The sequence below is a fragment of the Nocardioides sp. GY 10127 genome, assembly GCF_004919085.1.
GTDB lineage: Bacteria > Actinomycetota > Actinomycetes > Propionibacteriales > Nocardioidaceae > Nocardioides.
Genome location: NZ_STGL01000006.1, coordinates 433,069 through 458,784, shown reverse-complemented (window position 1 = coordinate 458,784; position 25,716 = coordinate 433,069). Strand labels below are relative to the sequence as shown.

Genomic DNA, 25,716 nt, shown 5'->3' with positions numbered 1-25,716 from the left:
AGACGCACGTGACCAGGAAGTTCGCCGAGCTCAGCGGCCCCCAGACGCTGGAGCGGCTCACCGCCGACTCCGTCCTCGTGGTGCCGATCGGCGCCGTCGAGCACCACGGCCCGCACCTGCCGCTGATCACCGACGCGCTGGTCGCGGAGTCGGTCGTGAGCAGCCTGGTGCCGATGGCGGTCGAGGCCGGCATCGACGCCTGGCAGATGCCCACCCTCACGATCGGCAAGTCCGACGAGCACCACTGGGCGTCCGGCACCCTGTGGCTCGACGCCAAGACCCTGTTCGACACCCTCGTCGACCTGGGCCGCTCGGTGGCCACCACCCCGGCGCGCAAGATCGTCTTCGTCAACGGCCACGGCGGCAACACGGCGCTGCTCGGCGTGACCAACCGCGAGCTGCGCCGCCGCTTCGGCCTCACCACCTTCTCGATGCCGGCGGGCCGTGGCCGGGCCGGCACCGGCCGCGACGGCGAGCCCGACGAGCAGGGCCTGGGCATCCACGGCGGCTGGTTCGAGACGTCCATGATCATGCACCTGCGCCCCGACCTGGTCGACGAGAGCCTCTTCGCCCCCAACGTCCCCGAGCAGTTCGCCGGCCTCACCCAGATCGGGTTCAACTCGATGCCGGTCTCGTTCGGCTGGCTCTCCGACGACTTCGGCCCCTCCGGCATCGTCGGCGACCCCACCGGCGCCACCGCCGAGGCCGGCAAGGAGATCTTCGAGCACAGCCTCGAGCAGGGCCTGGTGGCGCTGAAGGAGATCGACACCTTCACCATGCCCGCCCGGCCGGTCCTGGGATGACGGCCGAGGCGGGCACCCCGTCCGCGCCGGCTGCCGGCCGCCTGGCCGGTGTCGGGGTCGTGGTGGCCGGCGGCTCCCGCGGCATCGGGGCGGGCGTCGTCCGCCGCTTCGCCGCGGAGGGCGCGCGGGTCGTCGTCCTCGACGTCAACGAGCCCGTCGGGCTGCCCGTCGCGGGGTTCGTGCGCACCGACGTCTCCGACGAGGGGTCCGTGGCCGCGGCCTTCGCGGAGGCAGCCGCCGTGCTCGGCACCGTGCGGGTCACGATCAACTCCGCCGGCATCCACCACCTGGCCCCCGTGGTCGACACCGACCTGGCCACGTGGCGCCGCATCCAGGACGTCAACGCGACCGGCACCTTCCTGCTCACGCGGGAGGCCGGTCGCCACCTGGCGGCCGTCGGCGGCGGGGGACGCGTCCTCAACATCGCCTCCATGGCCGCCAAGCAGGGCGGGGCGAACGAGGTCGCCTACGCGGCCTCCAAGGCGGCCGTCGTCGCCGTCAGTCGGGTCGCCGCGCTCGAGTGGGGCTGCCACGGCGTCACCGTCAACGCCATCTGCCCCGGCTACGTGCCGACCGAGATGGGCGCCGACACCCGCACCGAGGAGGACGTGGCCCGCTGGTCGGCGCTCTCGCCGCTCGGCCGCCTCGGCACGCCCGACGACGTCGCCGGCCTCCTGGTCTTCCTCGCCTCCGAGGAGGGGAGCTACTTCACCGGTCAGGCGTTCAACGTCACCGGTGGGATGGCCATGCACTGAGGCCGCCGCGCGTCGCGGCGGCGCGCCTCAGCGGCCGACGCGCTCCCGGAGCCGGGCGACCAGCTCGGACTCGTCGGCGGTGAGGAGCACGCCGTCGCGGACGACCACGCGGCCGCCCACCACGACGTCGCGAGGACGCCGGCCGGGGTTGGCCCACAGCAGGCCGGCGACCGGGTCGGCGACACCGGCGTCCGCCACGCCCGAGACGTCCCAGACGCAGAGGTCGCCGGCGGTGCCGGCGTCCAGGTGACCCAGCTCGGGCCGCCCGAGGCCGAGCGCGGAGCCGAGCGTGGCCTGCGCGAGCACGGTCGCGGCCTGGAGGGGCGCGCCGACGAGCCCGGAGACCTGCATCCCGAGGCGCGCGTCGGCGAGCAGGTGGCCGGCGTCGTTGGAGCCGCCGCCGCTGGTGCCGAGGCCCACGGGCAGCCCGGCGCGCAGCAGCAGGTCCACCCGGGCCACGCCCCAGCCCATGGGGACGTCGCAGCCCGGCGCGTGGGTGGCGGTCACGCCCGCCTCGGCCAGGCGGGCGACCTCCTCGTCGGTGACGTCGACGAGGTGGGCGAGCGTGACGTCCGGGCCGAGCCAGCCCCACTCGTCCAGCAGGTCCAGCGGGCGCCGCCCGTACTTCGCCATCGCGACGTCGACGTCGACCTGCTCGTTGGCCTGGGTGCGTCGGCGCAGGCCGTGCTCGGCAGCCACCGCGCCGAGGGCCTCGAAGGTCTCACGGCCGTCGGAGTGCGCCCCCGCGGGGCCGACCGCGACCTGGAGCATCCCGTCCGGGGTCACGCCGCCGTGCGGCACGAGGGCGCGCGCGATGGCGTCGGCGCTGGCGCCGGCCCAGGCGGCGTCGTCGCGGGCGGAGCCGCGCACGTAGACGAGCCGCCCGCCCAGGTCGAGCGCGGCGCCGGCGATCGCCGCCGCGATCTCCACGGTGTGCTCGACCGGGGTGCCGAGCGGCCAGTTGAGATGGTGGTCGGCCACGGTGGTGACGCCGCAGAGCAGGCCCTCCGCGACGCCGACGGCCGCGGTGGCGGCCACGAGGGAGGGGTCGATGACGGCCTCCCCGTAGGCCGCGGCCATCGCCGGGAGCCACGCCGCCATGGGGACGCCGCGGGTGCCCGGCAGCGTCCGGAAGCCGCTCTGCAGCAGGTGGTGGTGGGCGTTGACGAGGCCGGGCGTCACCACGCAGCCGCGGGCGTCGACCTCGGTGACCTCCGCCGACCCGTCGTCGAGGACGACGTCGGCGCCGGAGAGGTCGACGCCGGTGCCCGGGGCGGCGTCCGGGTCGAGGCTGGGCGAGCGGAGGACGGCGACGGGCTGGCGGACGACGAGGCTCACCTGCGCAGGTTAGTGGGCGCCGGGGGCGGTCCGCTCGTGGTTGCGGGGCAGGTCACGCGGGGTGGGCAGCGGTCCGAAGCGTCCTTGTCCATATCTTTGCAATCGTTTTCTCTCAACCTTTTTCCCGCGGCGCCGATGTGTCTGGCATCACCATCCACCAGCGATGTCGCCCGGAGAGGACGAAGACCCCATGTGCCACCACGTACCGGCGTGCCCCGACGCGCACGACCCGCACTTCAACGAGGCCACCCTCGTTGCCGACCACGACGTGGACCAGGGCTGGGTCCTCCTCTGCAACGGCGTCATCCGCTTCCACGACGGCGGTTGCCTGGTCCCGTCCTGACCAGCAGCTGCACGGTGGGCCCGCCCGGGACTGGCGGCGGGCGGGTCCACCCTCGGAGGCGTCGTCGTGCCTCGCGTGAGCTCAGCTCCGCGCACGACGGCGCCTCCGAACCAGGGCTCGGCACTCCGACCACCCCTGAACGAGGAGGGTCGGGCCCGACGCCGTGGGGCCTCGTCGACCGGGCTGTCCCTTGCCCACGCACGACGCCTCCCGGCACCTCCCTGCGACAGGCGCACCCTTCCCGAGGGGGTGCGCCTGTCGTGCATTTCCACGCGTGCGCGGGTGCGGGTGCGGCTGCGGGTGCGGTCAGACCGTGAGGTCCCCGATGTCCTCGGCGTCGACGATCCGGTAGGCGTAGCCCTGCTCGGCCAGGAACCGCTGCCGGTTCTGGGCGAAGTCGGCGTCCACGGTGTCGCGCGAGACGACGGTGAAGAACTTGGCGACCTTGCGCTCGCCGTCGGGGCCGGGCTCGCCGGGGCGCAGCAGCCGGCCGAGGCGCTGGGCCTCCTCCTGGCGCGAGCCGAACGAGCCCGAGACCTGGATCGCCACCTCGGCCGAGGGCAGGTCGATGGAGAAGTTGGCGACCTTGGAGACCACGAGCCGGTCGATCTCGCCGGAGCGGAACGCGTCGAACAGCCGCTGCCGCTCCTTCACGGTCGTCTCGCCCTTGATCACGGGGGCGTCGAGGGCCGCGGCGAGCTCGTCGAGCTGCTCGATGTACTGCCCGATCACCAGCAGCGGGCGGCCGGCGAACCGGCGTACCAGGTCGCGCACGACGTCCACCTTGCGGTGCGTGCAGGACGCGAGGCGGTACCGCTCCTCGGGCTCGGAGGTGGCGTAGACGAGCCGCTCGTCCTCGGGCAGCGTCACCCGCACCTCGGTGCAGTCGGCCGGGGCGATCCACCCCTGCGCCTCGATGTCCTTCCACGGCGCGTCGTAGCGCTTGGGGCCGATGAGGGAGAAGACGTCGCCCTCGCGGCCGTCCTCGCGCACGAGGGTGGCGGTGAGGCCGATGCGGCGGCGGGCCTGGAGGTCGGCGGTCATCCGGAAGATCGGGGCGGGCAGCAGGTGCACCTCGTCGTAGACGATGAGGCCCCAGTCGCGCGCGTCGAGCAGCTCCAGGTGCGGGTAGACGCCCTTCCGCCTCATCGTGAGCACCTGGTACGTCGCGATGGTGACCGGACGGATCTCCTTGGTCGCCCCCGAGTACTCGCCGATCTCGTCGGCGGTCAGCGAGGTCCGCCTCACCAGCTCGTCCTTCCACTGGCGCGCGCTGACCGTGTTGGTGACGAGGATGAGCGTGGTGGTCTTCGCGTGGGCCATGGACGCGGCGCCGACCAGCGTCTTCCCCGCGCCGCACGGCAGGACGACGACGCCCGACCCGCCGTGCCAGAAGGACTCGGCCGCCTCGCGCTGGTAGGAGCGCAGCTCCCAGCCGTCCTCGAGGAGGTCGATGGCGTGGGCCTCGCCGTCGACGTAGCCCGCGTAGTCCTCCGCCGGCCAGCCGAGCTTGAGCAGCGCCTGCTTGAGGTTGCCGCGCTCGGAGGGGTGCACGGCGACGGTGTCGGGGTCGATCCGCGAGCCGAGCATCCCGGCCACCTTCTTGGCGCGCAGGACCTCCTCCAGGACCGGCCGGTCGGTGCTCACCAGGACCAGCCCGTGCACGGGGTGCTTCTCCAGCCGCAGCCGGCCGTAGCGGGCCATGGTCTCCGCGACGTCCACGAGCAGGGAGTGCGGCACGGGGTAGCGGCTGTAGGCCAGCAGGGTGTCGACGACCTGCTCGGCGTCGTGGCCCGCGGCGCGCGCGTTCCAGAGCCCGAGCGGGGTCAGCCGGTAGGTGTGGACGTGCTCGGGGCTGCGCTCGAGCTCGGCGAAGGGGGCGATCGCCTTGCGGCAGTCGGCGGCGCGCTCGTGGTCGATCTCGAGCAGGAGGGTCTTGTCCGACTGGACGATGAGGGGGCCGTCGTTCACCGGTCCACCCTACGGAGGCCGTCCACACCGTGGCGGTCGAGACCAGGGCGGCGGCCACGGCCGCGGTGTCGTCGATGTCGGTACGGGCGGGGGACCGACGGGCTAGCGTGCGGCCGACGTCCGTCGTGAGGAGAGCCCGTGTCGATGTTCGTGGTCCTGGCCCTGATCGGCCTCGCCGCTGCCCTGGGTGTGGCCCACGGCGTGTGGCGGCTGGTGCTGGCGGGGCTCCCCGAGGACGCCGCGGCACGCCTCGCCCCGCACGACAGGACCGTCACCCGGGTGGTGCTGGCCGCCGTCGTGGTCCTGGCCGGCGTCGACGCCCTGCTGCTCCTCGCCACCCTGGGCGACCTCGTCGTCTCGGCCGGGACCTTCGGTTCCTCGCTCCTGCGACTGCTCTGGCCCCTGGTCGGGCTGGCGCTCCTGGTCGGGCTGCTCCGCTGGGCGGTCTCGCTGCGCGCCCGTCTGCGCGGGGCGACCCCGGTGCGCCCGAGCCCGGAGCCTGCCCGGTCCTGAGCGCCGCGCCTCAGGCCGGCGCCACCGGGTGGTGCAGGACGCCGAGCAGCGCGTCCGCGTCGAGGGCGGCCAGCCCGGCCCCGGCGACCGGCCGGGGCGGCGGCGCGTCGCCCCAGGCCGCGGCGGCCTTGCGCTGGGCGACGCCGGCCCACCCGGGGTCGCCCGGGTCACCGGGCGAGGTGACGGGGCCGGCGGCCAGCGTCCGACCGTCGCGCAGGCGGACCTCCACGCGGGTGCGGCGGCGGGCCGGGAACTGGGCGGTGAGCACCTCGTCCGTGCGCACCGTCGTCCTGCCCGCCAGGGACCGCAGAGCCGGGTCGTCGAACCCGCCGAGGGCCGCGGCGACGGGGTAGTCGCCGGTGAGCAGGGCCCACAGCACGGGCCACACGACGTTGTACTGGGCCTGCTCGGTGTCCGCCGGCGGCGTCGCCTGGAGCTCGGCGGCGGCGGCGAAGGTGGTGATCTCCAGGCTCTCCACGTCGTCGGCGCGCAGCGGGCCGGCCTGGGTGGCGACCTCGAGGGCGGCCGCGATCCCGGGCTGCGCCCAGCGGCAGCACGGCCAGGGCTTGAGGTAGGTGCGCAGCACCTGCCAGGGCTCGGTGCGGGCGGAGGCGGGCACCGGGTCCTGCTCGAGCTGGCTCGGCGTGGCGGTGAAGCCCTCGGCGGCCAGCAGGGCCGCGGCCACACCGGCGTGCGCGCCCCAGCCGATGCCGTCCTTGGTCATGGCGGGCTGGGCGACCGAGCGCATCACCAGGGCCACGGGCCCGTGGTACTCGGCCAGGCCCCAGGCGTGGGAGACGGTGCGCCGGTCAAGCCCCAGGAGGCTGGCGGCGGCGCTCGCGGCGGCGACCGCGCCCCACGACCCGCTGCCGTGGTAGAGCGGCCAGCGCTCGTGCTGGCGCACCGCGGCCGCGATGCCGACCTCGTACCCGACCAGGATCGCCGCGGCCAGTCGGTCGGGCGTGGCGTCGACGAGCTGGCCGACGGCCAGGGCGGCCGGGACGACGACGGCGCCCGGGTGACCCTTGACCAGGGGGTGCCCGTCGTCCTGGTCGAGGACGTTGGCGAGGACCGCGTTGGCGAAGGCGGCGCCCAGCACCGAGCACCGCTCGCCCGTGCCGAGCAGGACGGCGTCCTCCCCGGGCATCGTCGCGCGGGCGACCCGCGCCGCGATGGCGGTGGCGGGCGCGTCGACGCCGGCCCGGCAGACCGCGGCGAGGTCGGTGGTGAGGGTGTCGACGTGCCGGCGTACGTGGGCGGGCACGTCCGCCCAGCGCAGGTCGGTGACGAGGTCGAGGAGGGCCCCCGCCGGGCCGGTCGCGGGCCCGGCGGCCGTGGCCTCCTTCGTGCTGAGGCCGGTCGTGAGCCCGGGGGCGGCGGTCACCTCAGGCCCCCGCGGTGGACGCGAGCCCGTCGGCGTGCTCGGGGGCCCAGCTGCTGAGGGCTCGGCCGGCGGCGCGGACGCGGTCCACCACCTCGTCCAGGCGCTCGACCATCCGGAAGCGGGGGCCGGAGACGTTGACGGCGGCGACCGTGCGCCCGGCGGTGTCGCGCACGGGGGCGGCGATGGAGAGCAGGCCCTCCTCGAACTCCCCGTCGACCGTGCACGAGCCCTCGCGGCGGGCGGCCAGGACCCGGGCGGCCAGGTCGTCGGGGCCGCGGACGGCGTGCGGACCGCGGCCGCCGGCGAGGTCGGCCTGCGTGAACATCGCGCGCACCTCGTCCTCGTCGGCGTCGGCGAGGAGCACGCGGCCCACCGAGGAGTGCGGCAGCGGGAAGGTCTGGCCGACCCAGGCCGAGGCCTGGAGGCCCGTCCCCGGGCGGCGGGCCACGAGGGTGACGGCGTGGTCGCCCTGGCGGACCGAGAGGAACGCGGACTCGCCGAGGTCGGCCACCAGCGTGTCGAGCACGGCCGGCGCGTCGTCCAGGAGGCGCCGGTCGCCGGCCAGCTGCGCCATCGCGAAGAACCGCCAGCCGAGGCGGTAGGCCAGGGTGCCCGGGTCCCGGTCGACCATCCCGTACTCGGCGAGCGTGGCGAGGCTGCGCGAGACCTGGCTCTTCTCCCGCCCGGTGATCTCGCAGATCGCCATCACGCCCAGCCCGCCGCGCTCGACCGCCTCGGGGAGGCCGAGGGCGAGCAGCACGTCGAGCCCGCGGCGCATGCCGGTCTCGCGGTCGGGGCGCTCGCGCCGGGCGCCGTCGGGAGCGGGGGAGGGAGCCACTGGTACCAACCTTCGTTGTCGTCCTGCCAACTGGCGGTGCCCATGAAACAGGCGGGCACGGCTCCTGGCAAGGGCGCTCGGTCGCCCCTGTCACTTCCTGTGAAAAGGCCAGGCCAGAGGTTGCACGCAGGTGACTGGAGCGTCCTCGGTGTTGCTTTTGGATTTCCTCGCGCCCATCCCCTTGGCGAGCCACCACCGCCCTTGGTTTGCTCCCATGCCAACCGGAGTTGGCACATGAGCAACTCGTTCGGAGCTGCCTCCACCCCGGCCCCGTCACCGGAGGACACCCGTGAACACGCTTCCCCGCCCGACGTCCGCCCCCCTCTGCCAGGCCGCGGCGGCCACCCTCGTCGCGGGCCGGGCCTGAGGGGGGGGCCGGCATGGACCGCTACCGCCTGGTCGTCGTCGGCGTCGGCGGCGTCGGCAGCGCCGCCTGCTACTGGGGCGCCCGCGCCGGGGGAGGCGTCCTCGGGCTGGAGAAGTTCGAGCTCGGCCACTCCCGTGGCGCCTCGCAGGACCACTCGCGGATCATCCGCCTGGCCCAGCACGAGGAGCCCTACGCGTCCCTGGCCCCGCACGCCTACACCACGTGGGCCGAGGTGGAGGCCGAGGCCGGGATGAGCCTCGTCCAGGTCACCGGCGGGCTCGTCATCGAGGACGTCGAGGCCCGCCGCGGCCTCGACACCGGCTCGCGCAACATCGAGGGCTACACCGCCGCCTTCCGCGCCCACGGCGTCCCCTTCGAGGTCCTGGACGCCGAGCAGCTCGCCGCGCGCTGGCCCCAGTTCGTGCCGGGCGGCAGCGAGGTGGCGATCTGGCAGGAGTCCAGCGGTCTCGTGGACGCCGGCCGCGCCAACGCCACGCACGTGGCGCTCGCCCGCGCGCGGGGCGCGGAGGTGCGCGACCAGAGCCCGGTGCGCGCCGTCCGACCCACGCCGCGCGGCGTGGAGGTCGTCCTCGACGACGAGACGATCCTGGCCGACCGGGTAGTGCTCGCGGCCGACGCGTGGACCAACGAGGTGCTGCCCGAGGGCTCGCCCGCGCTCCCGCTGCGCGTGACCCAGGAGCAGGTGACCTACTACTCCACGCCGCACCTGCGGGAGTTCGCCCCCGAGCAGTTCCCGGTGTTCATGTGGCACGGCGACCACAACTTCTACGGCTTCCCGGTCTACGGCGAGGTCGCCACCAAGCTGGGCGAGCACCTGGGCGGGCACGACGTCACCGGCGACACCCGCACCTTCGAGCCCGACCCGGTGCGCCGCGAGCGGCAGCGCGCGTTCCTCGCCCGGCACCTGCCGCGGTTCCTCGGGCCGGAGCTCTACACCAAGACCTGCCTCTACACGATCCCGCCGGACCAGAACTTCGTCGTCTCCCCGCTCCCCGAGGACCCCCGCGTCGTCGTCTTCGTCGGGGCCGGGCACGCGTACAAGTTCGCCAGCCTGCTCGGCCGGACCCTCGTCGAGCTCGCCCTCGACGGCCGCACGCCCATGCCGGTCGATGCCTTCGCCCTCGACCGACCCGCCCTGCGCGACCCCGCCTTCGCCGCGCACTACCACCGCTGACGTCCGGAGGAACCATGTCCACCCTCGACGCACTGCCCGAGCCCCTGACCGAGACCACGGCCGGGACCACGCCCGCCCTGGCTCCGATGGCGGCCGACTACCGCCCCGGCTGGGCGCTCCCGTCCCACGCCTTCTCCGACCCGCGGCTGCACGCCCGCGAGCTGGACACCATCTGGTCGGGCACCTGGCTGTTCTGCTGCCCGTCCGCCGACCTCGCGGAGCCCGGCGACCGGGTCGCCTGGACGATCGAGGGCGACTCGGTGCTCGTCGTGCGTCAGCGCGACGGGTCGCTGCGCGGGTTCGTCAACGTCTGCCGCCACCGCGGCTGCCGGATCGCCGACGACGGTCGCGGGGAGGGCCGTGGGATCACCTGCCCGTACCACGAGTGGGTCTACGCCCTGGACGGCTCGCTGCGCGGCACCCCGCACATGGGCACGGAGGTCCGGCACGCCCGCGACTCCCTCGGGCTGCTGCCGGTGGCGGTGGCCGAGGTGGCGGGCCTGGTCTACGTCAACAGCGACGCCGAGGCGTCCTTCCCGCAGGCGTTCGCCGACGCCCTCACCGCCCACGTCGGGCGCTACCGGGTGGAGGAGACCGAGGTGGTCGCCCGGCACACCTACCGGGTGGCGGCGAACTGGAAGCTCCTCGTGGAGAACAACCGGGAGTGCTACCACTGCGCCGCCAACCACGAGGAGTTCTGCCTCTCGAACTTCGACCTCGGCATGTCCGGGGACACCCGGACCTCCGCCGAGTACGTCGAGACCGTCGCCCGGCAGGAGGCCCTGTGGGCCGAGCGCGGGCTGCCGGTGGGCGACGTCAGCTTCCCGGACGGGGAGTTCTTCCGGGTCGCGCGCCTGCCGCTGCGCGAGGGGTTCGTGACCGAGACGCTCTCCGGCCAGCCGGCCGGTCCGCTGCTGGGCGACCTCACCGACGCCCACGTGGGCTCGATCCGGATCGTCACGCTGCCCAACTCGTGGTGCCACGTGAACGCCGACTACGTGATGACCACCCGGCTCACGCCCGTCGACCCCGGGACCACCGACATCGAGGTCGTCTTCTGCGCCCGCCCGGGCGGGGAGGTGGACGTCGAGGGGCTGACCCGGGTCTGGGTCGCGACGTCCGAGCAGGACTGGGCGCTGTGCGAGCGCAACGCCCGCGGGATCGCCGACCGCGGCTACCGTCCCGGCCCGCTCTCCCCGGTGATCGAGAACTCGGTGGCGGCCTTCCACGAGTGGTGGCTGCGGGCGATCGGGCTGCCGGACCTCGCCGACGCCTCCGAGGCGGCGCGGCCGGCCTGATCGCCCCCCGGCTGCTGGTGGGCGGTGTGTGAGCAACGTGTCTGAGGTCTTGGCGGGTTGCTCCGGCACCGCCGGTGCGCTGCGGCTGGGTGGGCGGTGTGTCAGCAACCTGTTCAGGGTCTCGGGGGGTTGCTCCGGCACCGCCGGTGCCCCGCTGCGCGAGTGGCGGTGTGGCAGCAACCGGTCCAGCGTCCCGGCCGGTTGCTCCGGCACCGCCGGTGCCCGGCAGCTGGGTGGGTGGTGTGGCAGCAACCGGTTCAGGGCCTCGGTGGGTTGCTCTGCCACCGCCAGTGCCCCGCCGCCCGCGCCCCGGGACGTCATACGAACCGGCCGTGGATCGCACCCGGATGGATGACGTCCCCGCCGGCCGGCCGCCCGCGCCCCGGGATGTCATACGAACCGGCCGTAAGACGCACCCAGATGGATGACGTCCACAGGCCGCGGAGGCCGACCCCTCAGACCGACCCGGCCTCCCGGACGGAGTGCACGCGGTGCACGGCGAACCGCAGCTCGTCGTCGGCGCGGTGGTCGTAGCCGAGCAGGACGCCGCCGTCGAGCCGCAGCGGGTCGACGACCCGGTCGCCGCGACGTCCCTGCTGGTCGACGTAGCCGATGACGACGGTCGTGCGGGTCTCGATGGCCTCGCGCAGCAGCGTGAGCGCGTCGGCGGGGCTGGTGGTCGCCGCGGGCGGTCGGGCGGCGGCCGCCCGGTCACCGGCGCGGACGGCGCTCAGCACGTGCGCCACCGAGGCCTCACCGCGGGCGGCCACGGCCCCGGCGGAGCGGCCGGCCCGCGAGCCACGCGGCCCCCGGGTGCGCAGCTGCTCGGGCGCCGCGACGCGCACCTCGCCGTCCGGGCCCTCGACCACGGGCGCGGCGCCGAGCTCCCGCAGCCGGGGGAGCAGGACGTCGATCGGGGTGCTCGTCACCAGCACGGTCGGCGCGATCCGGCGCAGCCCGAGCGACTGCGAGCGCGGGTGGTGCAGCAGCTCGGCCAGCGCGGTCTCGTCGTCGCTGCGCAGGAACGCCTCGGCGTGGCCCACGCGCACCGAGCCGAACGTCCGGGCGGTGTCGTCGACGAGGTAGCTGAGCGGCTGCGGCACCGGGGTCGCGGAGACCTCGTCGAGGAACTCGTGCAGCTCGGCGGCGCTCCAGCCCAGGTCGAGCGCGCGGCGGACCGAGGGCGGGGTGAACCGGTAGACGGTCGCGCCGCCGCGCGACTCCACGTCGGCGATCGCGGCCAGCCGGCGGGCCAGCGGCGAGGCCAGCGGGCCGGGCGCCACCGCGGTGAGGTCGGCCTGGAGGAGCACCTGCTCCACCGGGTCCGGCAGGAGCGCGTCCAGGGCGGCGACCGCCTGCTCCTCCTCGCCGGCCAGCAGGGCGCGGCCGTGCGGGGAGAGCCCTCCGAGGCCGGTCACGCCGAGGGCCGCGGACTCCTCGGCCGCCCAGGCGACCTGCTCGGCCCGGTTGCGCGGGCGGCGCGGCCGGCGCCAGGAGACGCGGGCGACGATCGCGGGCAGGCCGGTGCCGGCGGCCGGCACGAGGTCGGGGTCGAGCTCGGCCAGCGCCTCCAGCGTGAGCCGCCGGGTCTCGACCTGGTGGGCACCGACCAGCTCGGGCACCAGCGCGTTCCACGCCTTGCCCGCGGGGTCGCGTCGGCCCACGAGCGAGGGCAGGCGGGGGGAGTCGAGCCACGCGCGGGCCAGCACCCGCCAGCGCTCCGCGAACGTGAGCCCGACCCAGCGGTCGTAGGCGTCGGTGGGGACCCAGGCCGGCTCGGACTCGCGGCCGAGGCCGGCGTCCAGGAGCCCGGCGCCGGCGGCGGTCTCCACCAGCAGCGCGGCCCCCGGCTCGTCGACGCCCAGCAGCACGGCGGCCGCCTTGAGGTCGCGCACGCCGAGCCCGCCGCTGCGCAGGGCGGACGGCGGGTGGGTGCCCCAGGTCTCCAGCAGCAGCTCGACCCGGCGGACCGCCTCGAAGGCGGCGCCGGCGGCCGCCCGGGCCACGAGGTCGGCACCCCGCGAGGAGGTCGGCACCTCCGGCACGGCGTCGGCGGGCTCGAGGGTGGTCCGGCCGCCGCGCAGCACGAGCCCGACCTCGCCCGGCAGCACGACCACGCCGTCCGGTCGCCTCACGAGCAGCCGACGCGAGAGCAGCTCCTCGGCCGGCGTCCGCGCCTGGGCGGGGCTCACGGTGTGCCTGGCCTCGCCCGTGGTGGCCTCCCCGCCCGCGTCCAGCACGGCGCGCAGCAGCGTCGAGGCCCGCTCCGACAGCTCGCCCAGCCGCTCGGTGACCTCGGCGGCCGACAGGGGCTCCGGCGAGCGCGGCCGCAGCCCGCTCACCCCGGCCTCCGGCCCACCCACGAGGGCCTCCGGCACCCCGGTCAGGGCCCGCAGCCCGGCGGGGCTCTCCCAGGCCAGCGCGAGGTCCAGCAGGACGTCGAGGGCGGCCCGGGTCGCCGCCGGCTCCGCCCGCACGAGGCCGACGACCTCCTCCGGGGTGGTGTGACCGGCCACCACGAGGGCATCGAGGACGGTGAGCGCGAGGCGGTCCAGCTGGTCGAGCGCGCGCGACAGCGACGACCTGGTCGCGGCGCGCGAGGCGAGCTGGCCCGAGTCCTGCGGCGCGGGGGAGACGAGGTCCCCGCGGCGCGCGAGGAGGGTGGCCAGACGCTCGTCGGGCCAGGCGCGCAGCTGGTCCGCGAGGGACCGGTATCCGGAGGACATCGGACCCACGCTAGCGACACGGGCGGGACGTGCCCACGCCCGGCGGGTGCGGTAGGAGAGGGTGGGGCCCGGAACCGGTGGTTCCGGCCCCGGCGGCGAGGAGAGGACGAGTCCGATGAAGCAGGTGCTGGTCCGGCACGGCGGCGCCACCGACGTGGGCCGGGTGCGCCGCGTCAACGAGGACTCCTTCCTCGCCCAGCCGCCCGTCTTCGTCGTCGCCGACGGCATGGGCGGGCACGACGGCGGGGACGTCGCGAGCGCGATCGCGGTCGAGGAGCTCGGTCGGCTCGGCGGCACCGCCTGGTCGGCGCCCGAGGCCGCGGCGGCGCTCGAGCGGGCGCTGGCCGCCGGGCAGCGACGCATCGCCGAGTACGCCCAGCGGCAGGTGGCCGCCGGCGCCGAGCGCTTCCACGCGGGGACGACGGTCGTGGCCGCCGTCCTGGTGCAGGAGGGCCGCCCGGAGGAGACCGACGACCGACCCGCCGACGCCGAGCGTCCCGGCTGGGTCCTGTGCCACCTGGGCGACTCCCGCATCTACCGCTTCGCCGACGGCCGGCTCGAGCAGGTCACCCGGGACCACTCGCTGGTCCAGGACTACCTCGACGCCGGGATGATCACGCCCGAGGAGGCGGCGGTGCACCCCGAGCGCCACGTCATCACCCGGGCCCTCGACGGCCGCGGCACCCCGCAGCCCGACCTGCTGCACCTGCCCCTGCGCGCCGGCGAGCGGCTGCTGCTGTGCAGCGACGGGGTCACCGGCATGCTGCCGGTCGAGGAGATCGCCACGATCCTGGCGCGCAGCGCGTCCGCCACCCTGGCGGCCCAGGCCCTCGTGGACGCCGCCGTGGCCGCCGGCGGGCGCGACAACGCCACCGCCGTCGTGGTCGACGTCGCCGAGCAGGTCGAGGCGTCGGCCGGCGACACGCTCACGCTCCCGCTGGAGGAGCAGCCCTCCTAGGCGGCGCCGCGTGTCCCGGTCAGCGCCGGACGAGCAGGGGCAGCCGGGTCACCAGGCCCGAGCCGTCGGTGGCGGTGAGCACCACCGCGCCCTGGCCGGCGGTCCCGCCGACCGACCGGACGCGGATGCTCGCGCGACGCCCGGGCGCCACCCGGACGGTCGCGGGGCGGGCGGTGACGCCCTCGGCTCCGCGGACCGTGACCCGCCACGTGCGCGTGGCCCGGCCCGCGTTGACCAGGGTCCGGGTGGCCGCGGAGCCGCCGGCGCGGACGACGATCCCGTCGGTCTGGAGACCGGCGGTGCCGGCGAGCCAGGCGCGGTCGAGCGCGGCGTCCCGCGGGACCACGAGGCCGACCGCGGTGCCGTCGGCCTCGGGGAGCACGCGCCCGGAGCCCTGCCGCAGCACGGGGACGCCGGGCAGGTGCTCGGCCCGGGCGACGAGGAGCGAGGCCACGCCGCCGGCCTCGAGACCGGTGGACGCGGCGAGCCGGGCCGCGGCCCCGGCCACCACCGCGCTGGCGGCGGAGGTGCCGCTCAGGACGCTCCACCGGTCGGCGGAGACGCCCGCGGGCACGACGCCGAGGACGTCGGTGCCGTCGGCGACCACGTCGGGCTTGAGGACGGTGGAGGTCGCCGAGCCGCTCGCGGAGAAGCCGGCCACCCGGGCGCGGGCCCGGCGCAGCCCCTCCGGCCGGAGCCGGACGTCGGCGGCCGGGTGGGTGGCGAGCCACCGGGTGAGCCGCCGCCCGTCGGCCGCGGCCAGGTGGACGGTGGGCACGGTGTGCAGGTCGGCGTCCACGCCCTCGTGGCCGGTGTTGACCAGCACCATCCCGACCCCGTCGGCGGCGGCGACGGCGGCGGACTTGTCGACGCGCCCCACCCCGCCGCGCAGGCAGAGGACGACCCGGCCGCGGACGCGACCTGCGTCCAGCGAGCCGGGCTCGCAGAGGCGGGCGGCCGCGGTGCTCGCGCCGGGCGCGGCCACGTCGGCGCCCCGGACCAGGCGGCCCGTCACGCCCTCGCTCGCGGCCATGGCGCCGTCCAGGACGGGTCCCGCGGCGCCGCCGGCCGTGGTGGCGACGACCTCGCCGCGGCGCTGGGCGGCCCGCACCGCACCGACCGTGACGACCCAGGGGGAGGGGTGCGCGGCCGTGGCCCGCGCGCCGCCGTTGCCGGCGGCGGCCACCACGACGGCACCGGCCTCGCGGGCGCCGAGCAGCGCCGTCTCGACCGTGTCGAGGCGCGAGGGGCCGCCGACCGCCAGCTCGAGCACGTCCACGCCGTCGGTGGCGGCGGCGTCGATCGCGGTCACGAGGTCGGCGGTGGAGCAGCCGTCGTCGTCGGGGTCCGGGGCGGTCCAGCACGCCTTGTAGACGGCGACGCGGGCCTGCGGGGCGACGCCGGACCAGGAGCCCAGGGACTCCTCGCCGACCCGGACCGTCACCCCCGCGTTGCCCGCGGCGATGGAGGAGACGAGGGTGCCGTGGCCGTCGGTGTCGAGCGGGGAGAGGCTGGCGCCGGAGCTGAGCCGGTGCTCCCCGAAGCCCGCCACGAACCAGCGGCCGGTGACGACCTTGCCCGCGCAGGACGCGGCCGGCCACGCGTCCTCGCCCTCGCAGGTGCCGGAGAAGCCGGTGGGGGCGGCGCCCAGGGCCGGGACGTCGGCGAAGACCGCGCTGTCGGCGTCGAGGCCGGTGTCGACCACCCCGACGACCGTGCCCGCGCCGCCCGCCGAGCCCGAGCCGGGGCTGTCGGCGCCGGTGACCGTGGCCGCCGCCGACGCGAGGGACGCCGTCGCCGCACGGCGTCCGACCGAGGCGGGCCGGCGCAGGGAGCTGCGCTCGACCATGCTCACGTCGTCGCGGGTGGCGAGGGTGGTGGCCTCGGCCGAGGTCAGCCGCACGGCGACCCCGTTGAGGGCCGTGGTCCACCGGTAGACGGGCTCGGGGGAGCCCACGGCGGCGAGGACGTGGTCCTGCTCGGTGAGCATGCGCACGGCGGTGAGGCCGCCGCCGGTGCTGCCGGCCGTGCCGGCGCCGGCGAGCGTGACGAGGTACAGGGCGCGGCCGGACCCGTCCGTCGCCGAGGCCGCCGAGGCCCCCGAGGCCGCCGCCGAGCCACCGGCGGCGCTGGAGGTCTCCGCGCCGGCCGACGTGGTGGCGGCGGACGCGCTCGTGGTGGAGCCGGCCGGGGTGGAGCCGGCTGCGGGTGAGGAGGAGGCGCCGGACGCCGAGGCGGACGACGAGGAGGCCGACGCGCCGGCCAGCCACGTGTCGACCGGGCGGGCGGGGGCGGTGAGCCCGGCCGCGGGCTGGCCCACGGCGAGCACGGCCAGGCCGGCGAGGGCGGGCACGGCGGCCAGGACGGGGCGCAGGAGCGCGACACGTCGCACGTCCTCACCTCCGAACCGTTCTCGTGCTGGCGAAGTGCACAGTGTGACGGAAGTGGCGTCCGGCCGCAGCCCCGTCGCGGGGGAGACGTCAGTCCGGCCCTTCCGCCGTCCGTGGTGAGGATCGGCACGCCGGGCCCGCGGGCTGAGGTGCCGGGGGCGCGTGCGTCGGTGCCGCCTCCTACCCTGGCCGCGTGGTGCCTCCCCTCGTCGTCGGCTTCGACCTCGACATGACCCTGGTCGACTCCCGCCCCGGGATCGGCGCCGTCCTGCGCGAGCTCGGCTCCGAGCTGGGCCTCGAGCTCCCGGTGGAGCAGCTCACCGCGCAGCTCGGGCCGCCGCTGGACCAGATGCTCGCCCCGCACCTGCCCGCCGACCGTGTGGGCCCGGCCGTCGACCGCTTCCGCGCGCTCTACCCCGACCTCGCGGTCGCCGCGACCCCGCTCCTGCCCGGCGCCGTCGAGGCCGTCGAGGCCGTGCGCGGGCTGGGCGGACGCGTCGTGGTGGTCACCGGCAAGCACGAGGCCAACGCCAAGCTGCACGTCGACCACCTCGGCCTCGCCGTCGACGCAGTCACCGGCAACGTCTGGGGCCACGGCAAGGGCGACGTCCTGGCCCGCGAGGGCGCGCAGGTCTACGTCGGCGACCACGTGCACGACGTCGAGGGCGCGCGGGCGGCCGGTGCGGTCTCCGTCAGCGTGCTCACCGGACCCTGCTCCGCGGAGGAGCTGACGGCGGCCGGGACGGACGTCGTCCTCGAGTCCCTGGACGCCCTGCCCGCCTGGCTGGCCGGGCACGTGCTGAACGGGCGGCTGGCCGACCTCGAGCAGCGCCTGCGGGGCCTGGGCTCGGTGCTGGTGGCCTACTCCGGCGGCGCGGACAGCGCCTTCCTCCTCGCCGCCGCCGTGCGTGCGCTCGGCGCGGGCAACGTCGTGGCCGCGACCGGCTACTCCCACTCCCTGCCCCAGGCCGAGCGGGACCCGGCCCGGGCGTTCGCGGAGAGCCTCGGGGTCCGGGTGCTCACCCCCGACACCCACGAGATGGAGCGCGAGGGCTACCGCGCCAACGCGGGCGACCGCTGCTTCTTCTGCAAGGCCGAGCTGCTCGACGTCCTCTCCGTGCTGGCGGTCGAGCACGGCCTCGCGGCCGTGGCCACCGGCACCAACGCCGACGACGTGGCCGCGGGCTTCCGGCCCGGCATCCGGGCCGCCGCCGAGGCCGGCGCCGTCACGCCGCTGGCCGACGCGGGGCTCACCAAGGCGCAGGTCCGCGCCGCGTCGCGCGCGTGGTCGCTGCCGACCTGGGACAAGCCCGCCGCCGCCTGCCTCTCCTCGCGGATCGCCTACGGCGTCGAGGTCAGCCCCGAGCGCCTCGCCCGCGTCGAGCGCGCCGAGACCGACGTCCGGGAGGTGCTCGCCGAGCACGGCCTGCCCGCCCGCGACCTGCGGGTGCGCGACCTCGGCGAGCGCGGCGCCCGCGTCGAGGTGGACGCCGACCTGGCGACCGGACCCCTGGCGCACGACCCCGGGCTGGCCGCCGCCGTGGTCGAGGCGGTCGTGGCCGCCGGCTTCGCGACCGCGGAGGTCGACCCGCGCGGCTTCCGGTCCGGGTCGATGAACGAGCTGCTCCCCGACCCCGAGCGCTGGAGGTAGGACGTGAGCGCCGACGGGCTCCTGGCCGGAGCCGGCCTCGTCCTGGCCCGGGTGTGGGCGGACGCCACCTCCCGGCAGCCGCTGCCGGCGGTGTGGGTGGTGGTCGTGACCGGCGTGGTCGCCGCCGTCCTGGTGGTCTCCTCGCTGACCTGGCACACGGTGCGCACCGGCGTGACCGTGGTGCACGAGGCGGGGCACGCGCTGGTCGCGGTGCTCGTGGGTCGTCGGCTCGCCGGCATCCGGCTGCACTCCGACACCTCCGGCGTGACGCTCTCGCGCGGGCGACCGACCGGCCCCGGCATGGTCGCGATGCTGGCCGCCGGCTACCTGGCCCCGGCCGCCCTCGGCGTGGTGGCGGCCCTGCTGCTGGCCGCGGGACGGCCCCTGGCGCTGCTGTGGCTGCTCGTCGTCATGGCCCTGCTGCTGCTCGTGTGGGTGCGCAACGCCTACGGCGCGCTCGTCCTCGTGCTGCTCGGCGGGCTCGTCGCGGCCCTGGGCTGGTGGGGTGCCGAGCCGTGGCCCAGCGTGGCCGCCTACCTCGTCACCTGGCTGCTGCTGCTCTCCGCGCCGCGACCCCTCCTGGAGCTCCTGGGCCGCGGCCCGGCCGGCCGCCGCGGCTCCGACCCCGAGCAGCTCGCCCGCGTGAGCGGCGTGCCCGTGCTCGTGTGGGTCTGGTTCATGCTGCTGGCCAACCTGGCCGGGCTGGTCGTCGGCGTCCTCACGCTCCTGCCCCAGCTGCTCGAGCGCTGAGCCCGCGCCGAAGTGGGGTCGGCGCCCGGTCGGACCTATTCTTTGCCGTCGGGTCGCGCCTGCGCGCCCGCACGCGGGAGCGGCCCGAGCCGCCCGCGAGGAACCGAGCAGCGACCTAGGGGGAGAGCAGCTGTGCCGACTGGCAAGGTGAAGTGGTACGACGCCGAGAAGGGCTTCGGCTTCCTCTCCCGCGAGGACGGGCCGGACGTGTACGTGCGCGCCGACGCGCTGCCCGCGGGCACCGGCCCCCTCAAGGCCGGCACCCGCGTGGAGTTCGGCGTGGCCCAGGGCCGCCGCGGTGAGCAGGCGCTCGCCGTCACCGTGCTCGACGCGCCCGCCTCGGTCTCCCGCAACCAGGCCGCCGCCCGCCGCAAGAAGCCGGACCAGCTGGCCACCATCACCGAGGACGCCATCCGGCTCCTCGACGCGATGGGCGAGGCCTACCGTCACGGACGGCACCCCGAGCGCCAGGCCGCGCGGCAGACCGCCAAGGTGCTGCGCGCCCTCGCCGACGAGCTGGAGCTCTGACTGGGTGTGTCCCTATTGGTCGGCTCCGAGCCCTGGCTCTGGCGATGAACTAGCTACATCTGGTTCAGCAGGCCAGGGGGCGACGGATGAACCACTCAGTCGAGAGAAGTTCCTCGCGGTCCATCGGTGACAGACGGGCGATGAGCCCAGGAAGAGCGCCTCGGTCAACTTCCGAGCGGTGGGCGAGGATTGCGGCCACCTTCTGTTCCAGCCAGGGCGAAACGTCCACTCGGTCTGTGACCTGTTCGTCCGGAGCGGCGTACACGGCTCTTCGAGCGCCGATGATCTCCTCGATCCGCTCTACCGACGAACACGGGTGGGTCGCCAAGTAGACGGCGCTCGGCGCCCAAGGATGGCCCGCATCGGGATACACGTCCATACCGGCTGCCTCGGCGGCCAGCATGGTCACGCGATGGGTGTGCACATGATCGGGGTGGCCGGTCAGACCGCCATAGGCGTCGAAGGTCACCAGGGCTTCCGGACGGAACTCGCGGATCTGCATCACGAGCCGGTGTACGGCTTCGTCAAGCGGCGCATCGCACCAGCGGGGACGGCCCGGAGCAGACTCCGGGACCTTCGCGTCGGCGTATCCGAGCATCCTCGGCTCACCCGCACCAAGGATCCTCAGCGCATCAGTCAGCTCGGCTACTCGTTGCGTGTCCGGAGCCCACGTGGCGGTGACGACGGCAGTCCGCGCGCCTGCTGCGGCATGTTGAGCGAGGATGCCGCCCGCGGCCAGTGACTCGTCATCGGGGTGTCCGAACACCGCAAGCAGGCTCGAAAACCTCAAGACGACGACCTTCCTGACGGGACCCCAGATCGGCCCAGTATGGGCGTCTCGTACGGTCGCACCCGCGACGAAACGCACTCACGTGCCGCATTGCGCGAGGTGACCGAACCGACGCCGCTCACGCGGCGTTGGCGAGCATCGGTCGGCCGCGTCGCGTCCGTGAGATGTGGCGGAGCATGGTCGCGATGCAGGCGACCTGGAGTCGGCCGGTCGCTGAGGCGGTCGTGTTCTCGAACGACTTCGCAAGACGGCGGGAGCGTCCGAGTCGGCCATGGGCGACCTCGACCCGCCAAACGTGCTGGATGGGGCGGAACACCGGTTGCTTGTCGTCCCACCCGACCCGGCGCACCTCGACGTCGTAGAGGCCACCGAGCGTGCGGGCAGCGGCCGCGGTGACCCCACGGTCTACGAGGACCAGCTCGAGCCGCCCGGTGGCGCCTTGGCCAGTGAGGTGCTCCAACATGAGCTCACTGGCGCGGTTCTCGTGGGTGGAGGCCGGCACGACCAGCGCACCTATCGGGAGTCCGGTGACGTCGACCGCCACAATGCGCTTGGCGCCCTTGGTGCGTCCGTAGGGCCGCCGCGCTCGTGAAAGGTGCGGCCGCCGTTGGATGCCCCGCGAGCGAGGTGCGTGTCGATGACCACCATCGACGGCGTCGCCTCTGCGCGGCCATCGACCGCGCGCGCGGCCTCGTGCAGCACGGCGAGGGCTCGTGCCCAAGTGCCGTTGCGGGACCAGCGGCGGAACTGCGACCAAACCCGGGTCCAAGGTCCGAACGACTCCGGCAGGTAGCGCCATTGGCACCCGGTCTGCACGATGTAGAGCATCGCGTCTACCACGGAGCGCAGGTCCTCGGCGTGCCTGCGGCCGCGCTTTCCCGGCTGGTTGAACACCGGCTCCAGGAGGTCCCACTGCTCGTCGGTCAGGTCACTTGCGTACGCCATGCCCTGCACGGTGACGACCGGACTTCCCACGACAATAGGGACACACCCAGTGAGGGTCGCTCTCCCGAACCGACGGGTGAGGGCCGTCCGGCTCAGCCCCGGCCGGCGCCGCCGCGCGCCCGGCTGACGACCAGCGCGGTGAAGGCCACGAGGACGGCAGTGGCGACCCCGAGGCCGACGCGCGCCGGGTCGACCGGCAGCGCGACGCCGGTCAGCCCGCCGACCACCCAGGCCACCTGGAGGGTCGTGTCGCTGCGGGCGAACGTGCTGGCCTGCACGGTCGGCGCGACGTCCGCCTGGATCGTGGAGTCCAGGCAGAACTTCGCCAGCGACTGCGAGAGCCCGGCGACGAGCCCCAGGACGGCGAGCGGCACGACGCCGTAGGCGGCCAGGGCGAGGGCGAGCGCGACGGCGTCCGCCACGAGCGCGGCGAGCACCGTGACGCGGGGGTCGAGGCGGCGCAGCAGGGAGGCTGCGGCCACGCCGGCGCCGTTCCCCACGGCGGCCGCGCCGACCACGACGGCGACCAGCACCTCGCCGGACAGGGCGCTCGCGGGCGGGTTCTCCCGCAGCAGGAACGCCAGGAACATGAGCAGGAAGCCCGAGACGAACCGTGGGCCGAGGTTGGCCAGCAGGGCGAACCGGACGCTGGGCGGCACGGCGAGCACGCGGCGCAGGGCGGTGAGAAGCCGGGCGCCCGCACCGTCCCGGCCCGCGCCGTCGCCGGCCGCCGCGCCCGGTGACGCCTCCCGCGACGGCAGGGCGAACGGCTCCTCGCCGGCGGCGGAGTCGACCCGTGCGGGCAGCCGCACGGCGCACACCACGGCGACGAGGAAGAGGACGAAGGCGTAGCGCAGCGCCCACTGCGACCCGGCGAGCGAGGCCAGGAGCGCCACCGGCGCCGACACCGCGGTGCCCGCCATGCCCGCCAGCGAGACGCGCCCGTTGGCCCGCACGAGGCTCATCCCCTTGGGGCGCAGTCGCGGCACGGCCGCGGCCCGGGTGACCCCGTAGGCCTTGCTGGCCACGAGCACCCCGAGCGCCGCCCCGAACAGCTCGGCCTCGCCCCCGCTCACGGCGCCGGCCAGCACCCACGCCAGGAAGGCGCGCACGGCCATCGTGGTCGCGATCGCCCAGCGGCGTCCGTGCCCGAAGCGGTCCAGGGTCGGGCCGATGAACGGCGCCACCACCGCGAACGGCAGCATCGTGACGGCGAGGAACAGCGTCACCTGGCCCTTCGCCTCGGCGGAGGGCACCTGGAAGAACAGCGTCCCGGCCAGCGCGATGGCGATCGCCGCGTCCCCGGCCGCGTTGGCGGCGTGCAGGTAGATGAGGCGGTTCAGCCCGGACGCCTCCGCGCCCTGCGCCCCGGCGGCACGGCGGGTCTGGCGGCCGACGTAGCGGGCGGCGCGGGTCGTCCCTCGCGCCGTGGCCCGCGCCGTGGCCCGCGCCCCGGTGGCCGCGCCCCGCCCCACGGCGGCGGCGTCCACTCTGGGCCGGCCCCGTCGCTGCGACGTCGACCGGTCCGTCCCGCTCTCGTCGGTCGCACCCACGCGCCCCATCCTGCCGGGGCGGCCCAGCGGCTCCGGGAGCCACCCGCTGTCTGCTCGGACACGCCCGCCGGGGCCCCGATGAGGCGGGGCGCCACGAGGACAGGCATCATGGCCCCCGTGAGGACCACCGCCCGTCAGAAGCCGGACGCCGTCACCGTCGGTGCCGTCGAGGCCGCGCGGTCCGCCCTGCTCGGTGACGTCGACGACGCCTCCGACATCGGCGAGCACCTCGGTCACGAGGTCGAGGGCGAGCGTCTCGTCACCCACTACTTCGCCTGCGCGCGACCCGGCTACGTCGGGTGGCGCTGGGCCGTCACGCTGACCCGCGCGTCGCGCCAGCGCACGATCACGGTGGACGAGGTCGTCCTGCTGCCCGGCGACGACGCGATCGTCGCCCCGGCGTGGGTGCCCTACCGCGAGCGCATCCGGCCGGGCGACCTCTCTCCGGGCGACCTCCTGCCGGTCGAGGACGACGACCCGCGGCTCGTGCCCACCTACTCCTTCGGCGACGACCCGCTGGACACCGACGAGAAGGCCCAGGTCCGCGACGTGGCCCGCGAGCTGTTCCTCGGCCGTCCGCGCACGCTCGGCCCGGAGGGCCGCGAGCAGGCCGCGCAGCGCTGGTGGGACGGCGACGGCGGCCCCGGCAGCCCGCTGGCCCAGGCCGCGCCCGACTCCTGCGACACCTGCGGCTTCCTCGTCCGCCTCAACGGGCCGCTGGCGGAGACGTTCGGCGTGTGCGCCAACGGGGACGCCAACGACGACGGACGCGTGGTCGCGCTGGGCCACGGCTGCGGCGCCCACTCCGAGGTCCGGCTCGCCAAGAAGCACGAGCCCCAGCCGATGCCGGAGCCGTACGTCGACGACCTGGCCGCCGACAACGTCGAGTCCTTCTGAGGCTCGCGCCGCCCGCTCGGGCTCCGCTCAGCCCCGCACGGCGCTGAGCAGCCACACGGCGTAGTCGTCGGCCGGCGGGTGCAGCTCGTAGCTGCCGAACCGGGCGTCGACCCGCAGGCCGGCCGCCTCGACGTCCGCCTCGAACTCCTCGGGGCGGTACCTGCGCGCGGCGGGCGGCCCGTCGGCCAGGTGGAAGCCCACGAGGACGCGGCCGCGCCCGGCCAGCAGGCCGCGGACCGTGCTGAGCATCCGCTGCTCGGTGCCCTCGGCGACGAAGACGAGGACGTTGCCCACCAGGACGACCAGGTCGTACTCGTGCGGACGCTCGGTGCCCAGGGTCGCGGGGGACAGCGCCAGGCCGTCCAGTGGCAGGACGTCGAGCCCCGGGTAGGTCGCCCGCGCCTGCTCGACCAGGGCGGCGTCCGGCTCGACGGCGACGACGGTGTGCCCGCGCGCGGACAGCGCCGCGGAGACCCGGCCCATGCCCGCCCCGACGTCGAGCACCCGCCCGCCGCGGGGGAGGAGGGCGTCCGCGAGCCGGGCCTCGCCGTCGACGTCGGCGCCGGAGGCGACCAGTCGACCGAACGTCCGGCCGAACCCGTCGGAGGTGCCGGCGCCCGCCTGCGCCCAGCGGGTGGGCGGCAGGGGTCCGCTCACGCCGTGGCCTCGTCGGGCCCGTCGGTCGCGGAGACCTCGTCCGCCTGCTCGGCGGCCTGCGCGGCCGCCACCCGCCTGTCGCGGCGCCGGCGGACGTACTCGAGGCCGAGGAGCCCCAGGCCTGTGCCGGCCAGGCAGACCCACAGCCACCAGGTGCGCTCGGTCTGCTCGAGCCACCCGTAGAAGGGGATGAGGGCGAGGAAGCCGAGGAAGCACAGGGCCGTCCCCACCGTCACCGTCCGGACCCCGTCGGTGTCCAGCGGCTCGACCGGGGCGACCACGTAGGTGCGCCGCCCGATACGGTGGGCGTCCACCTGCTCGTCCTCGCTCACGGCCCCAGCCTAGAGGGCGACGCCCGCCTGCGGCCCCCGGCCCGCGCGGCTGGGGTCCTCGGCCTTTTTGACCCCCTCACAGGGGCCGGGTAGCCTCGACTTTCGTGTCTGGGACGACCAGGCCGTCGCGCGTGCTCGACCAGCTCCTCCGCCACGTCGGAGGAGGCCGGGCACGGGCCCCACGAACCGCCGGGGGAGACCCCGGTCGGGGCGAGGACAGGGGCGACACGCCCGACCTCGGGGGTGTGCGGTCGGTCGGTAGCACCACCCAGCGCCAGGGGGGAGAGGGATCTCCCGCCACCACCCTGCCCGGCAGGTCGCCGAGCAGTGAGAGTCGACAAAGAGAGGGAACCACCCGGTGCCCACTATCCAGCAGCTGGTCCGCAAGGGCCGCCAGGACAAGGTGTCCAAGAACAAGACGCCTGCCCTGAAGGGTTCTCCGCAGCGCCGCGGCGTCTGCACCCGCGTCTACACGACCACCCCGAAGAAGCCGAACTCCGCCCTCCGCAAGGTCGCCCGCGTGCGTCTGAGCTCCGGCGTCGAGGTCACCGCCTACATCCCGGGTGTCGGTCACAACCTGCAGGAGCACTCGATCGTGCTCGTCCGCGGCGGCCGTGTGAAGGACCTTCCCGGCGTCCGCTACAAGATCATCCGCGGCACCCTCGACACCCAGGGTGTCAAGAACCGCAAGCAGGCTCGCAGCCGTTACGGCGCGAAGAAGGAGAAGAGCTGAC

At 75.7% G+C, this 25,716-nt stretch carries 24 protein-coding genes; 12 read left to right on the top strand and 12 right to left on the bottom strand.

Annotation, left to right across the window (positions count from 1 at the left end; translation table 11 throughout):
- Positions 1-8: 8 nt before the first annotated feature.
- Positions 9-803 carry a creatininase family protein gene (locus E8D37_RS12245; RefSeq protein WP_136570028.1) on the top strand — a complete coding sequence of 265 codons (795 nt, stop codon included), beginning with the start codon at positions 9-11 and terminating at the stop codon, positions 801-803.
- Positions 800-1,558, top strand: a complete 759-nt coding sequence (locus tag E8D37_RS12240; RefSeq protein ID WP_136570027.1) for an SDR family oxidoreductase — start codon at positions 800-802, stop codon at positions 1,556-1,558. Before E8D37_RS12245 ends, E8D37_RS12240 begins: the two co-directional genes overlap by 4 nt.
- A gap of 27 nt (positions 1,559-1,585) precedes the next feature.
- Here E8D37_RS12240 and E8D37_RS12235 read toward each other — a convergent pair whose 3' ends face one another.
- Entirely contained in the window at positions 1,586-2,896 is a 1,311-nt protein-coding gene (locus E8D37_RS12235) for an amidohydrolase family protein (protein ID WP_136570026.1), read from the bottom strand.
- Positions 2,897-3,086: 190 nt separating this feature from the next.
- Between E8D37_RS12235 and E8D37_RS19870 the strand changes: the two genes are divergently transcribed.
- Positions 3,087-3,239, top strand: coding sequence for a DUF5999 family protein (locus E8D37_RS19870; RefSeq protein ID WP_168929734.1), 153 nt, complete (start codon positions 3,087-3,089; stop codon positions 3,237-3,239).
- A gap of 306 nt (positions 3,240-3,545) precedes the next feature.
- Here E8D37_RS19870 and E8D37_RS12230 read toward each other — a convergent pair whose 3' ends face one another.
- Positions 3,546-5,210 (bottom strand): DNA repair helicase XPB, encoded by a 1,665-nt coding sequence (locus tag E8D37_RS12230; protein ID WP_136570025.1) that lies wholly within the window; start codon positions 5,208-5,210, stop codon positions 3,546-3,548.
- A gap of 138 nt (positions 5,211-5,348) precedes the next feature.
- Here E8D37_RS12230 and E8D37_RS12225 point away from each other — a divergent pair, with 138 nt between their 5' ends.
- A complete protein-coding gene (locus E8D37_RS12225; protein ID WP_136570024.1) occupies positions 5,349-5,723 on the top strand; it encodes a hypothetical protein in 375 nt (124 codons plus the stop codon).
- Between the two features lie 10 nt (positions 5,724-5,733).
- On the opposite strand, the gene E8D37_RS12220 is transcribed toward E8D37_RS12225, so the two are convergent.
- Together E8D37_RS12220 and E8D37_RS12215 are read right to left on the bottom strand one after the other, a co-directional pair.
- Positions 5,734-7,107, bottom strand: a complete 1,374-nt coding sequence (locus E8D37_RS12220; RefSeq protein ID WP_136570023.1) for an MmgE/PrpD family protein — start codon at positions 7,105-7,107, stop codon at positions 5,734-5,736.
- 1 nt (position 7,108) lies between these two features.
- Positions 7,109-7,945, bottom strand: coding sequence for an IclR family transcriptional regulator (locus E8D37_RS12215; protein WP_136570022.1), 837 nt, complete (start codon positions 7,943-7,945; stop codon positions 7,109-7,111).
- 380 nt (positions 7,946-8,325) lie between these two features.
- Between E8D37_RS12215 and solA the strand changes: the two genes are divergently transcribed.
- Both solA and E8D37_RS12205 read left to right on the top strand, forming a co-directional pair.
- Positions 8,326-9,507, top strand: coding sequence for an N-methyl-L-tryptophan oxidase (solA, locus tag E8D37_RS12210; RefSeq protein WP_136570021.1), 1,182 nt, complete (start codon positions 8,326-8,328; stop codon positions 9,505-9,507).
- Positions 9,508-9,521: 14 nt separating this feature from the next.
- A complete protein-coding gene (locus tag E8D37_RS12205) occupies positions 9,522-10,805 on the top strand; it encodes an aromatic ring-hydroxylating dioxygenase subunit alpha (RefSeq protein ID WP_136570020.1) in 1,284 nt (427 codons plus the stop codon).
- A gap of 455 nt (positions 10,806-11,260) precedes the next feature.
- Here E8D37_RS12205 and E8D37_RS12200 read toward each other — a convergent pair whose 3' ends face one another.
- Positions 11,261-13,531 carry a helicase C-terminal domain-containing protein gene (locus E8D37_RS12200; RefSeq protein ID WP_136570019.1) on the bottom strand — a complete coding sequence of 757 codons (2,271 nt, stop codon included), beginning with the start codon at positions 13,529-13,531 and terminating at the stop codon, positions 11,261-11,263.
- 115 nt (positions 13,532-13,646) lie between these two features.
- On the opposite strand from E8D37_RS12200, the gene E8D37_RS12195 reads away from it, so the two are divergent.
- Positions 13,647-14,489 carry a protein phosphatase 2C domain-containing protein gene (locus tag E8D37_RS12195; RefSeq protein ID WP_136570018.1) on the top strand — a complete coding sequence of 281 codons (843 nt, stop codon included), beginning with the start codon at positions 13,647-13,649 and terminating at the stop codon, positions 14,487-14,489.
- A 19-nt stretch (positions 14,490-14,508) separates the two neighbouring features.
- On the opposite strand, the gene E8D37_RS12190 is transcribed toward E8D37_RS12195, so the two are convergent.
- A complete protein-coding gene (locus E8D37_RS12190) occupies positions 14,509-16,881 on the bottom strand; it encodes a S8 family serine peptidase (RefSeq protein ID WP_168929733.1) in 2,373 nt (790 codons plus the stop codon).
- Between the two features lie 191 nt (positions 16,882-17,072).
- Here E8D37_RS12190 and E8D37_RS12180 point away from each other — a divergent pair, with 191 nt between their 5' ends.
- The 3 genes from E8D37_RS12180 to E8D37_RS12170 all read left to right on the top strand — a co-directional run bounded on the left by E8D37_RS12180 (position 17,073) and on the right by E8D37_RS12170 (position 19,808).
- Positions 17,073-18,530 (top strand): HAD hydrolase-like protein, encoded by a 1,458-nt coding sequence (locus E8D37_RS12180; protein WP_240770372.1) that lies wholly within the window; start codon positions 17,073-17,075, stop codon positions 18,528-18,530.
- A gap of 3 nt (positions 18,531-18,533) precedes the next feature.
- Complete coding sequence (locus E8D37_RS12175) at positions 18,534-19,280, top strand: M50 family metallopeptidase (protein ID WP_240770371.1); 747 nt, start codon at positions 18,534-18,536, stop codon at positions 19,278-19,280.
- A gap of 132 nt (positions 19,281-19,412) precedes the next feature.
- Positions 19,413-19,808: a cold-shock protein gene (locus tag E8D37_RS12170; protein WP_136570017.1), complete on the top strand. Its 396-nt coding sequence runs from the start codon at positions 19,413-19,415 to the stop codon at positions 19,806-19,808.
- Between the two features lie 64 nt (positions 19,809-19,872).
- On the opposite strand, the gene E8D37_RS12165 is transcribed toward E8D37_RS12170, so the two are convergent.
- From E8D37_RS12165 to E8D37_RS12150, 4 genes are all read right to left on the bottom strand, one after another.
- Entirely contained in the window at positions 19,873-20,574 is a 702-nt protein-coding gene (locus E8D37_RS12165) for a PIG-L deacetylase family protein (RefSeq protein ID WP_206055714.1), read from the bottom strand.
- Positions 20,575-20,716: 142 nt separating this feature from the next.
- Positions 20,717-21,211: a hypothetical protein gene (locus tag E8D37_RS12160; protein ID WP_346763589.1), complete on the bottom strand. Its 495-nt coding sequence runs from the start codon at positions 21,209-21,211 to the stop codon at positions 20,717-20,719.
- Entirely contained in the window at positions 21,112-21,543 is a 432-nt protein-coding gene (locus E8D37_RS12155; RefSeq protein ID WP_136570015.1) for an IS5 family transposase, read from the bottom strand. Before E8D37_RS12155 ends, E8D37_RS12160 begins: the two co-directional genes overlap by 100 nt.
- A 92-nt stretch (positions 21,544-21,635) precedes the next feature.
- Positions 21,636-23,096 carry an MFS transporter gene (locus E8D37_RS12150; RefSeq protein WP_240770370.1) on the bottom strand — a complete coding sequence of 487 codons (1,461 nt, stop codon included), beginning with the start codon at positions 23,094-23,096 and terminating at the stop codon, positions 21,636-21,638.
- Positions 23,097-23,204: 108 nt separating this feature from the next.
- On the opposite strand from E8D37_RS12150, the gene E8D37_RS12145 reads away from it, so the two are divergent.
- The gene (locus E8D37_RS12145; RefSeq protein WP_136570013.1) at positions 23,205-23,993 is read left to right on the top strand and encodes a DUF3027 domain-containing protein; all 789 of its coding nucleotides are present in this window, start codon (positions 23,205-23,207) and stop codon (positions 23,991-23,993) included.
- A 27-nt stretch (positions 23,994-24,020) separates the two neighbouring features.
- Here the strand turns inward: E8D37_RS12145 and E8D37_RS12140 are convergent, their stop codons facing one another.
- Positions 24,021-24,650: a class I SAM-dependent methyltransferase gene (locus E8D37_RS12140; protein ID WP_206055713.1), complete on the bottom strand. Its 630-nt coding sequence runs from the start codon at positions 24,648-24,650 to the stop codon at positions 24,021-24,023.
- Positions 24,647-24,982: a DUF2530 domain-containing protein gene (locus E8D37_RS12135; protein WP_240770369.1), complete on the bottom strand. Its 336-nt coding sequence runs from the start codon at positions 24,980-24,982 to the stop codon at positions 24,647-24,649. The genes E8D37_RS12140 and E8D37_RS12135 overlap by 4 nt, the downstream gene beginning before the upstream one ends.
- A 358-nt stretch (positions 24,983-25,340) precedes the next feature.
- Between E8D37_RS12135 and rpsL the strand changes: the two genes are divergently transcribed.
- Complete coding sequence (gene rpsL / locus E8D37_RS12130; RefSeq protein WP_011757353.1) at positions 25,341-25,715, top strand: 30S ribosomal protein S12; 375 nt, start codon at positions 25,341-25,343, stop codon at positions 25,713-25,715.
- Position 25,716 lies beyond the last annotated feature (1 nt).